Below are 10,054 nucleotides of genomic sequence, written 5' to 3'. Positions count from 1 at the left end.
GCGCCGCCTCCCCTTGCTGCCAGAGCCCTTGCGCCTTCAGCTTGTCGGCGACGTCCTTCGGCATGTACTTCTCGTCGTGCTTGGCAAGCACGGTGTCGGCGGTGAAGACGTCGCTGCCCGCCTCGAAACGACCCTCGGTCACGACGCCCTGACCTTCCCGAAAGAGGTCGGGGAGAATGCCGGTATAGCGTACCCTGACCAGGTCGCCGGTCGCATCGGTGACGGCAAATTGCACCGTCGAGCCCTCGCCCCGCACGATACTGCCCTCGCCGACCAGACCGCCGAGCCTGATCCGGGTTCCCGGCGGCACCGGGTTCTTTGCAATGTCTGCCGGCATGTAGAAATAGGCAACCGATTGGCTGAAGGCGAACATGACGAGCAGCACGGCGGCAATGATGAAGCTCATGCCGCCAGCGATGATCGCCAAGCGTTTCTGCTTGCGCGTCATTCGCTCATTCCTTCCGTCGCAATCTCGAGCTCTCGCGCCAGGGCCAGCAGTTGCTTGCCTTGTTCGCTGTCAGCCGGAAACGCCGCCAGTCCGCGTTTCAGAGCTCCAACCGCACGATCCTTGTCCTTCAATACGACATAAGAGCGGACGAGCCGCAACCAGCCTTCGAGATTGTTCGGGTCCTCGGTGAGCTTCGCGTCCAGGCTTGCCACCATGCCCTGAATCATTTGCTGCTGGTCGCCAGCGTTCATGTTCTTTGCGGCCGCAGCGTCCGCCTGCGTCGGATTGCCCGGCGCATTCGCAGCGCCGCTCGGCAACGCGCCGCCATTCCTCGCAATATGCTCGGCAACAAGCGGCAGCCAGGGCGCGTCGGCGGGCGATTGCTTGGCAAGTGCCTCAAATGCGGTTTTCGCCTCGGCAGCATTGCCGGCCTGCTCCATACTGAGTGCCAAGTAAAAACTTGCCTTTGGATTGTCCGGCTGCAGTTGAAGCGACTGTTCCAGTACCTTGCGCGCATCTTCGGTGACGACGCCGTCCGACTTGGCCATCAACGTCTCGGCGAGGCCATCCAGCCGTGCTACGCTTGGTCCCAGCAGGCGGATCGCATGGCTGTAGGCATTTTCTGCATCGGCAACGCGCATGGTGTTGAAGTAAATCGGCGCCAACACGTCCCAGCCCTTACCGTCATCGGGATTCTGCACCAAGTGCCGCTCGGCCTTGGCGACCAGGATCGCCATATCGTTGCCAGGGTTCGCAAGTCGGGCTTCCAGCGGCTGCGACGGCAAATCCGGTCGCCCCACCAGAATGTAAAGACAGAGCCCGACGATGGGCAGCATCAGTAGCACGAAGGCTTCGGACAGACGGTGATGCTTCGAGAGGTTGCGATCGGTCACCGGCGCGGCCGACACCGTGATCAGCCGCCGGCCGATTTCAGCTCGCGCATAGTCCGCCTCGTCGGCTGAAATCAGTCCGCCGGCGAGGTCACGATCGAGTTCGCGCAACTGATCGCGATAGACGGCAGCCTCCCCGGCGCGCGTGTCATCGACCGCTTTGCCACCACGCAAAAGCGGATAAAGCAGAATTGCAGCGACAACCGCCGTCAGAGCGGCCACAAGAATCCAGAAAAGCATAGCCGCCAAATACTCGAAGCGAGCGCCTATTCCAACAAGCAAAGCCGCAATGACGATTATTTGAGGCGTTTGGCCGCAACACCGCTAGCGGTCAGTCTTACCGTCACCTGAGTTAGCCGAGCGGCGACCAGCTACCGTTGTCGTTTCGGCAGGCAGAACCGCGCGCCACCGTCTCCTTGCCGTCAATCGTCACGCTGTGGGTATACTGACGGCAATTCTGCGAGCCGACCTGATAGGGCGCAGCCGCGACGACCCTGCCGCTGACATTGCGTCCGCTCCAGACAACGGGCTGACCGACTGCTGCACCTTCCAAGGCACGATACTCGGCCTCGAGGGCGCGCTGGCGGTCGCTATCGCTAAGTTCCACGCCGCTGCGACCAATAATGCCGCCCTGCAACGCCGCAATATAGGTCGCCGAAGCCGGAGGTTTCCGCGAGAAGAGCCCGCCGGAGCCACCGCTCTTCGTCGATTGGCACCCAGACAGCGTCATAGCGACGAGAAGCGAAGAAACGATCATGCCTTGCGAACGTAGCATCATTCGGTCGAACCAGAATCAGGTGTGAATCTAACGCCGCCACACGTACACCGCGCCGTGTCGGCAATAAGGCAAAGCATGCTATGCAATTGCCTATCTCTATGTGACATCAAGCAGTTGCTCACGCAACATCCTTTGTGATGCCCGGCAAAATAAGGCGGGCCTTCAACCCGTTCCATTGCCCGCGGGATAGTTCGAGCCGTCCCTGATACTCGTTGGAAATCTCCGTCACAATGGACAGCCCGAGCCCGGTGCCCGGTTTGCTTTCATCCAGCCGCTTGCCGCGCTTCAGCGCTTCGCGGATCTGATCCGGTTCAAGCCCCGGTCCATCGTCTTCGACAACAAGCTCGACCCAGTGGCGACGCCCGCTCCCCTCCGCGCCCTTGATGTCTTCGGGCGCCTCTGTGACGGAGACGCGAACCTTGGTCGCCGCGAAACGGGCAGCATTCTCGAGAAGGTTACCGACGACCTCTTCGAGGTCCTGCTGCTCCATGGCCACCGCGAGATGCGGCGGCGCCACCGTGAGTTCGAATTCCTTGTCGACGTTCAAGCGCCGCATCACGCGTACCAGCCGTTCCAGCGCTGGTTCCGCATCGGTGCGGGCGAGTACGGATTCGCGTTGTGCGGCTATTCGGGCGCGGTTCAGATAGGATTGCACCTGACCCTGCATCGCCTCCGCCTGGCTGCGCACGAGATCACCGTGCGAGCGTTCCAGGACGCGCGCCTCGTTGAGCAGCACGGCAATCGGCGTCTTCAGCGAGTGGGCGAGATTGCCGACCTGCATGCGCGCCCGCTCGACTATGCGGCGATTGCTGTCGATCAGCGCGTTGACCTCGTTGGCGAGCGGCAAGATTTCGCGCGGGAACGCGCCTTTCAACTGCTCGCTCTCGCCGGCACGAATGCGCTCGAGCGCGGCGCGCGCCTTGTCGAGCGGCTTGAGGCCATAGAGAATGGCCAGTGCATTGACGATCAGACTGCCGACACCAAAGCCGGCCAGCGCCAGGTAAAGGCTGTGGGAGAAATTGCGAACGTCGTCTTCGACAACATCGACGTTGCCGGTAACGCGAAAACGCGCGGCACGGCCATCGGTATCCAGAACGACCTCGGTCTCGGCGACGTGGATACGGTTCCCCGAGGCATCGGTTACCTGGTAGTAGCGCTCGTAGTTCTTGTCGAAGGGCGCTTCGAGAACCGAGGGAACAGGGATCGAGACAGAGCCAAGTGACGGCGACACCAGCGGAGGGGCCGTGTAGGTGCCGAGCGGCTCGACGACCCAGTACCAGCCCGTTTTCGGCTGCGCAAAGCGCAGGTCGCCGAGCTGCGGACTTCCACTAAGCGCTCCCTGATCGCCGATGGTCACGGAATTGACGACGTTGTAGAGCTGGGCGCGCAACAGGTCCTGAAAGCCGCGCTCAGCGCTCTTCCGGTACAGCGTCGAGATCAGCAGGCCAATGACGACAAGCGCGACGGTTGACCATATCGTGGTCAGCAGGAGGACGCGTGCAGTAAGTGATTTAATTCGCATTGTTCGGCGCTTGGATGCGGTAGCCAAGCCCGCGCACCGTTTCGATCAGGTCGACGCCCATCTTTTTGCGAAGGCGCCCGACGAAAACCTCGATCGTGTTGGAATCGCGATCGAAATCCTGATCGTACATATGTTCGACCAGTTCGGTGCGCGACACCACTTCGCCCATGTGATGCATGAGATAGGAAAGCAGCCGGTATTCATGCGACGTCAGCTTCAGCGCGACGCCATTGACCGTGGCCTTCGAGCTCTTGGTATCGAGGCGCACCGGGCCGCAGATGATCTCGGACGAGGAATGCCCCGCCGCACGACGGATCAGGGCGCGGATGCGCGCCAGCACTTCCTCGACATGGAAAGGTTTGGTGACATAGTCGTCGGCACCGGCGTCGATACCGGCGACCTTGTCACTCCAGCGGTCGCGCGCCGTCAAGATCAGCACTGGCATGCCGCGACCTGCGCTGCGCCACTTCTCAAGCACCGTGACGCCATCCAGTTCCGGCAGGCCGATATCGAGGATGATCGCATCATAGGGCTCGGTGTCGCCGAGAAAGTGCCCTTCCTCACCGTCAAATGCCTGATCGACGACATAGCCGGCTTCCTTGAGGGTGTCGCTAAGCTGCCGGTTCAGGTTGACATCGTCTTCGACTACGAGAATGCGCATCGGTCCGCTTTACTCCGCTTGATCTCTTCGGCGTCTAGATAGGCCGATTCTGCCTACATCGGAACCTTGACGGTTACCTTACGCGGGCGCTGGCCGTTGCCCTGGACGAGAACGGTGATGATGCAGCTATCGCCCGCAGGCTGCACGGAAAGCAGCTGGCCTCCCGTTTTTTCCACAACCTCGCGCGCGGCCTCGCTGCAATCGCCTGCAACGCGCACCGTCAGGGTACGCGGATTATCCGGTGAGGGCGACGTTATCGCCAGCCCGGCGGCTAGCGCTGCGACGCTCAAGGGAGAGGCCATGTGCAATGCTTTCAATGGATACTAACTTGGCCCAGACTATGTACTCAAGCGACCTGAATGGCAAATGAATGCCTTGTAATCCCTGATGTTTAGAACAATTTTGAATTCGCGCCACGCGTGTTCGAAAATCCGGCGGAGCAAACGAGAGCGCCCGCTCGCCGCACGAGCTTCAACCGACGGATTTGATGGCTGCCTTGGCGGTCACCCGCTCATAAACGGCCAGCAGACCGCCAAGTGCGCCAGCTATATTCACGATCGAGTCCACCAACTGGCGGACAAGACCGCTGGGAGATTGGCGCCGTTCATAACAGCGGTCGCCGGTGCCGAGCCCAGGCCACCGTAGAGCAGATCGAGTTCGAGCGCCCGTGACCAGTCGAAACGGCCGACAACACCGCCGCAAGCGCGCTTGTTAGTGTGCCGATCCGTGCCGGGCGATCGAGGAGTACCCTGCCCTTGTATCCCTCCGCCGTGGCAGACGACGACAACCCGATCGATGTCCACGGCTTTGCAAAGGCCGCTCCACGGGCGAAGCTCGAGGGGTCGCTGCCATCGAATCGCGGCAGATCCATCCGTTGAATGATAGGAGAAAACAGGTTCGAACCGCCGCCGCCACTCGGCCTTCCGCCAACAATCGTCGCCACGGTACTGCCGACCGACGCCGCGAATTCGCGCGCTTCCACCTGGCGGGCATCGCCATCTTCGGCGCGGTTAATCAGGAAGCGACCTTGGGGTCCGCTGGGGAGTGTAACGATATCGCCCGTCTGGAGGCGCATCTCATTCGGCGGCAGCGAAAACCGGATGGAGCGCCTGGCAATGCGATTGTCGCGCAGTAACACCTCGGCAGCGGCAAGCGCCGTCTCCTCCGGCATGACGGTTGTGAGATCCTGCTGAATGATCCGGTTCGTCGATTTACGCCACGCGATGGGAGCGGGCGCTCGCCTGCTCATAATCGAGGTCGGGATCGTAGAAACTCACCAAGGCTTCGGCCGCAAAATCACTGTCATGACCACGCGTCTCCTGCCATAGCGGCTCGTCTTGGCGGTCCACAAGAATTTCGACCGGCAGCGCCGGCAGGCTTGCCCGCATGCGGGAGCGGAAGCGCCGGAGCCCCGCATCTTCGATCGCATCGATCTGAAACGCTTCCAGGAGCGGCTCGATCAGGCTGCGTGCCGATGCAATATCACCCTGCACGTATCCCAATAGGTCCCCACTGACCTCCGATACGTCGAAATCGTCAAAGCCGTGATCCCGCAACAGTGCAGCCACGACCTCCGCCAGAGTGCCGCCACCGAGCCTGCCGTTCAGCCAATGTCCGATGCGCCAGTGGCACCGTCGCTCCATGTCGAGGTATTCTGCGGAAAGGACGGAAAAGGCCGCGCGTCCCACGACCAGACGAAAAGGTGCGCCGGGTCGACCATTCCGGGCGGAGGGCGACCACTGCCCCACCATGCATGATGCGCCTCCAGGAAACGCCGCTGCATGGCGCGAGTGCGGTTGGAAATATAGGGAACAGCACTTTCCGCCGACTTTGGATCGGCAAAGATGTTCGGCTGATTGGCGCCCTTATCGATGGCGCCGCAGCCGAGTTCGGTGAACCAGACAGGCTTGCTGCGCGGGATCCACGATGTCGCCGTCGGGATTTCCACGCCGCCAATCCGCTCATGATGCGGATTGGACCACCAGCCCGCGATGTCCTTGTAGCGGAAGACCCAAGACCTTCCGGCGAGCCCGTCCGAAATCGGGCTTCGCTCCCTCGCCCGGCGGGCCGCGTCACTCGCATAGTACCAAGCGAACCCCTCGCCCGACGTAATCGCCGTCGTCATCGCTTGGAGGTCATCGGCGGTCCGGAAACCGTCGGGGCTGGCGTTCGTAAGATCGTCGTCCCGCCAATCGGCGCACGGCATATAGTTGTCGATACCGACGGCATCGAATCGGGGACGATGATCTGCCAGCTCAGGATCGCCGCGTTGAAGAAGGTGTTCCGCACCAGGCCATCGGAGGCGGCATCCTTGAAGATGCCGGCCCGAGACCGACGCGCGCTGCACGCCGGCGCCGCCCAGCAGTTCACGCCAGCGCCCGGCGCTCTCGACGTCGGTGACGTCGACCGTTTCGGCATTGAAGGCGAGCCGTTTCGACCGCAGCCTTGCCACCGTCTCGTAGCTCGTTCCGTTGAATATCTTCAGGAGCAGGTCTTTGCCCTTCTGCGCCCACCATCGTCCTATCCCTTCGAGAAAACAGGCGCAGTCGGCGCCCATTGGTGTCATCCACTTGTCACTTTCAACCAGACGGCGAAGCTGCTACGACCTTGCGCCCCTACCCCGTTCGCTTCAAAGCCCGCCATGTCTCTATCCATCCCCCTGCGCTCGGTGCAGACAATTGCCGTGCTTGCCGTCACGCAGCTGATTGGCTGGGGCGCCACCTTCGATATGCTCGGTGTCATGGGACGCGTCATTGCGCCGGATCTCGGCTTGCCGAATGAGGTGGTCTTCGGCGGGCTGAGCATCATGATGGTCGTCAGCGCCCTTGTTGGCCCTGCGACGGGCCGCCTGCTCGCTCGACATGGAGCCGCGCGCGTGCTTGCCGCCGCCTCGATCGTCTTCACGATCGGCCTGCTGCTGTTGTCAGCCGCGCACGGCCTCGTCCTCTATGGACTTGCCTGGACTGCCATCGGTGCCGGCGGCGCCTTCGGTCTTTCAGCCCCCGCCTATACCGCCGTCGTCGAGCGCGCCGGGCCTGACAGCAAACGGGTGATTGCCATCCTGATGCTGTTTACCGGCCTTTCGAGCGCGATCTTCTGGCCGATCCTCAGCCAGCTCAACGCGACCGTCGGCTGGCGAATGACGTTTCTCATCTGCGCGGCGCTGCAGTTTTTCGTCTGCCTGCCGCTGCATCTTTTCGCCCTGCCGAAGCCGATTGCCTTTGCCGCAGATAGCAAAGCTACACAGGAAACGCCGGTGCCGCTTTCGCCAGCGGGACAACGCAAGGCGTTCTTACTGATTGCCGCGGCAACGACGATGTCGACCTTCGTCACCTTCGGGGTGTCGCCATCGCTGCTTGAAATCCTTCGCCAGTCTGGCGCCTCGCCGGCGCTGGCATTGCAGCTTGGTTCGGCGCGCGGCGTGATCGGAATTTCCGCTCGTTTCCTGGATATGCTCCTCGGCCGCTGCGGCAATCCGATCCTCAGCGCCGCAATGGGCGTGAGCCTGATGGTATCAAGCTTCGTGATGCTGCTGCTGATCCCGCCCTCGACACCACTGCTCATCACCTTCATCCTGCTCTACGGCTTCGGCTCCGGTGTCATGACAGTTGCCCGCGCCCTGTTGCCGCTTGCGCTGTTTTCGCCGCGCGAATTCGGGCTGCAATCGGCCCGCCTGTCACTGCCGCAGAACCTCGCCAATGCCATCGCACCCGTCGTCTTCACGGCAATTCTCGACCGGGCCGGCGCTGGAACGGCAATCGCGACCTGCGCCGCGCTCGCCATCCTGTCGCTCGGCTTCGTGCTCATGCTAGCTACGCAGGTCAAGGCCGCGACCAGGGTGTACGAACCGATCTGAATGAGATGAAAGCAGCTGCGGCAATGGGCGAGACATTTGAGGTCCTCATCCCATCTTCGTTATAAGAAGCCCATCGCTTTATCTTGGAGGAGAAGCAACATGGACCGGTTCACTGGCGGTTGCCGCTGCGGCAACGTCCGTATTGTGGCAACTGGACGCCCCTATCGGGTCGGCATTTGTCATTGTCTCGACTGCCGCAAGCATCACGGCGCGTTTTTCCATGCCTCCGCGATCTTTCCTGAGGATGCGGTGACGGTCGAAGGCGAAACACGCGAATACGACGGGCGGTTCTTCTGCCCCCGCTGTGGCTCCCCGGTTTTCGGACGCTCTGCGGATGAAGTCGAAGTAAACCTCGGCTCGCTCGATGCTCCGGACCAGTTGAAACCGACCTACGAACTCTGGACAATCCGCCGCGAGTCGTGGCTACCGCCGTTTCCCTTGTCGAGACACTACGAACGCGATCGCGACGCCACGAGCCGCTTCGAGGAGTAGATTGAGCCGCTACGAGGTGACAGCGGCGATCGGCTCCGTCACGGCCCGGAAGCGAAGTACGGCGACATAAAGCTTCGTCTTCGCTTCGCGCCGGCTCAGTGTCCTGACATGCAGCAGGCTGACGAGGTGGTGCCGGCCAAGATCGATTGCCGCATCCTGCAGCAGAGCATGGAGACGCGAAGCCACGATCTGCGCCTGCTTTCGTCCACCGGCATCGATCCAGATTTCGAGCGTAAACAGATGCTCCTCGCCTCTCTCCGTCGAGGTTGAATAGTCGTTGCTGTCGAGCTCGCCGAACACGACGCATGGGAGCTTTCGCCCCGTCACCAGCCGATCGCGGCGTCGCCGGTCAGGCATGCATGGATCGCCGTCAGCAATTCCTTGGCTGCGCTCATCGCTCCCGCCTCCCTTTGCCTGCGAGCTGCCCGCACCACCTCGCGACAGCCTCGCCAGGATCTCCGTCAGATCGCGGAGTGTGATTGCCAGGGCAGTGCTCATCGTCCTTCCTCCTCGCAGAGACAGCAGAGGTAGCGGCCCGTCTCATCCGGATCGCGCTAGGTGCCGATGGCAAACAGCCGATCTCCCTTGCGCAGCCGCATCCCGGCCCTGATGTCGCCGCGGAACCGTAGCCAGATACGATGAGTCAGCGTGAAGACATTAGCGCCCGCCCGCTCCTCGCGGACTTCGCTTAGCGGTTCGATCCGCGTCCAGACCGAGGCAACTGATGCAAAGGTGATGGTCGCGCCACCCTGCCCGTCCGGCGCTTCTTCCGGCGCCTCCAGTTCGAGCCGCGCGGTCATCTGGCCGGGATCGAAGAAGACGGACCGCATCAGAGCCTGCGCATCAGGAACGGCGCAACCAGCCGGTCGTAGCCAACAGGTATGTCCGCCGGCTGATCCTCGACGGCCACCGCACCCCGGAAAGCAAACATCTGGGCGACATGCATCAGCATCGCTCGCTTCAGCGTGTCGGGCACCTCCGCACCGCTCTCGCCGAAGCCGGCGGAAAAATCGATCTGGATGCCGTTTGCAGCGATAGGGGGATTCAAACTCTGATCGAGCACCAGACGCGCCGGTCGGGCATTGCCATCGAGCACATGGCCGGTCGCGGGCAAGACCAACTCCTCGCCTGCCTCATCGTAAATGCTCAGGCTTTCAATGGCTTGCACCGGCCCCTTGGCAATCTGAATCACGCAGTCTTCAGGTATCGATTCAAGATGGAGGCGCCATACCTGAGTGATCAGGCAGAGGCCCGTCGTGCGCTCCAGATGCTCGCGAGCAACGCGGATCAGCGAGGCCAGCAGCCCATCTTCGTTGCCGTCGTCGAGCCGCATATGGGGCTTCACCTCGGCAAGCGTCAGCGCTTCCGCCACCGGCGGGGTAATCAGTGCATAGGTCATGGGCGATC

General features: G+C 62.0%; 14 protein-coding genes and 1 pseudogene. 2 read left to right on the top strand and 13 right to left on the bottom strand.

Translation table 11 applies throughout. The annotated features are described in order from the left end of the window. From ccmE to ATY80_RS10495, 10 genes and pseudogenes are all read right to left on the bottom strand, one after another. On the bottom strand, positions 1-448 hold a 448-nt coding region (gene ccmE / locus ATY80_RS10535), incomplete at its 3' end, for a cytochrome c maturation protein CcmE (RefSeq protein ID WP_088692367.1). Then, positions 445-1,578: a c-type cytochrome biogenesis protein CcmI gene (ccmI, locus tag ATY80_RS10530; RefSeq protein ID WP_189637125.1), complete on the bottom strand. Its 1,134-nt coding sequence runs from the start codon at positions 1,576-1,578 to the stop codon at positions 445-447. The genes ccmI and ccmE, both read right to left, overlap by 4 nt. Positions 1,579-1,690: 112 nt before the next feature. Further along, on the bottom strand, positions 1,691-2,116 hold the full coding sequence (locus ATY80_RS10525) for a hypothetical protein (protein WP_088692366.1): 426 nt from the start codon (positions 2,114-2,116) through the stop codon (positions 1,691-1,693). A 118-nt stretch (positions 2,117-2,234) separates the two neighbouring features. Next, positions 2,235-3,638 (bottom strand): HAMP domain-containing sensor histidine kinase, encoded by a 1,404-nt coding sequence (locus ATY80_RS10520; RefSeq protein WP_088692365.1) that lies wholly within the window; start codon positions 3,636-3,638, stop codon positions 2,235-2,237. Further along, positions 3,628-4,299: a response regulator transcription factor gene (locus ATY80_RS10515; RefSeq protein WP_007801211.1), complete on the bottom strand. Its 672-nt coding sequence runs from the start codon at positions 4,297-4,299 to the stop codon at positions 3,628-3,630. The genes ATY80_RS10520 and ATY80_RS10515 overlap by 11 nt, the downstream gene beginning before the upstream one ends. A 53-nt stretch (positions 4,300-4,352) precedes the next feature. Beyond that, positions 4,353-4,601, bottom strand: coding sequence for a hypothetical protein (locus ATY80_RS10510; RefSeq protein ID WP_018860059.1), 249 nt, complete (start codon positions 4,599-4,601; stop codon positions 4,353-4,355). A gap of 302 nt (positions 4,602-4,903) precedes the next feature. Continuing rightward, the gene (locus ATY80_RS30000; protein WP_088703799.1) at positions 4,904-5,470 is read right to left on the bottom strand and encodes a phage tail protein; all 567 of its coding nucleotides are present in this window, start codon (positions 5,468-5,470) and stop codon (positions 4,904-4,906) included. Between the two features lie 40 nt (positions 5,471-5,510). Then, positions 5,511-5,942, bottom strand: a complete 432-nt coding sequence (locus ATY80_RS29995; RefSeq protein ID WP_280950674.1) for a phage tail protein — start codon at positions 5,940-5,942, stop codon at positions 5,511-5,513. Beyond that, positions 5,903-6,505, bottom strand: coding sequence for a glycoside hydrolase TIM-barrel-like domain-containing protein (locus ATY80_RS29545; protein WP_245306798.1), 603 nt, complete (start codon positions 6,503-6,505; stop codon positions 5,903-5,905). The genes ATY80_RS29995 and ATY80_RS29545 overlap by 40 nt, the downstream gene beginning before the upstream one ends. A gap of 26 nt (positions 6,506-6,531) precedes the next feature. Then, positions 6,532-6,856, bottom strand: a pseudogene (locus ATY80_RS10495) (phage major tail protein, TP901-1 family); the annotation flags it as partial. An 84-nt stretch (positions 6,857-6,940) separates the two neighbouring features. On the opposite strand from ATY80_RS10495, the gene ATY80_RS10490 reads away from it, so the two are divergent. Further along, the gene (locus ATY80_RS10490; protein ID WP_088692364.1) at positions 6,941-8,155 is read left to right on the top strand and encodes an MFS transporter; all 1,215 of its coding nucleotides are present in this window, start codon (positions 6,941-6,943) and stop codon (positions 8,153-8,155) included. Positions 8,156-8,254: 99 nt separating this feature from the next. Further along, positions 8,255-8,647: a GFA family protein gene (locus tag ATY80_RS10485; protein WP_088692363.1), complete on the top strand. Its 393-nt coding sequence runs from the start codon at positions 8,255-8,257 to the stop codon at positions 8,645-8,647. 9 nt (positions 8,648-8,656) lie between these two features. Here the strand turns inward: ATY80_RS10485 and ATY80_RS10480 are convergent, their stop codons facing one another. Genes ATY80_RS10480 through ATY80_RS10470 form a run of 3 tightly spaced genes read right to left on the bottom strand, consistent with a single transcriptional unit; the run spans position 8,657 to position 10,046 of the window. Then, positions 8,657-9,145: a DUF3168 domain-containing protein gene (locus tag ATY80_RS10480; protein WP_348626630.1), complete on the bottom strand. Its 489-nt coding sequence runs from the start codon at positions 9,143-9,145 to the stop codon at positions 8,657-8,659. A 56-nt stretch (positions 9,146-9,201) separates the two neighbouring features. Beyond that, complete coding sequence (locus ATY80_RS10475) at positions 9,202-9,477, bottom strand: phage head closure protein (RefSeq protein ID WP_088692362.1); 276 nt, start codon at positions 9,475-9,477, stop codon at positions 9,202-9,204. Further along, positions 9,477-10,046 (bottom strand): phage head-tail connector protein, encoded by a 570-nt coding sequence (locus tag ATY80_RS10470; RefSeq protein WP_088692361.1) that lies wholly within the window; start codon positions 10,044-10,046, stop codon positions 9,477-9,479. Before ATY80_RS10470 ends, ATY80_RS10475 begins: the two co-directional genes overlap by 1 nt. Between the last annotated feature and the right edge of the window lie 8 nt (positions 10,047-10,054).

It is taken from the genome of Rhizobium sp. R711, from assembly GCF_002211365.1.
In the GTDB taxonomy this organism is placed as follows: Bacteria; Pseudomonadota; Alphaproteobacteria; order Rhizobiales; family Rhizobiaceae; genus Rhizobium.
This window is presented reverse-complemented; position numbering and strand designations above follow the sequence as displayed.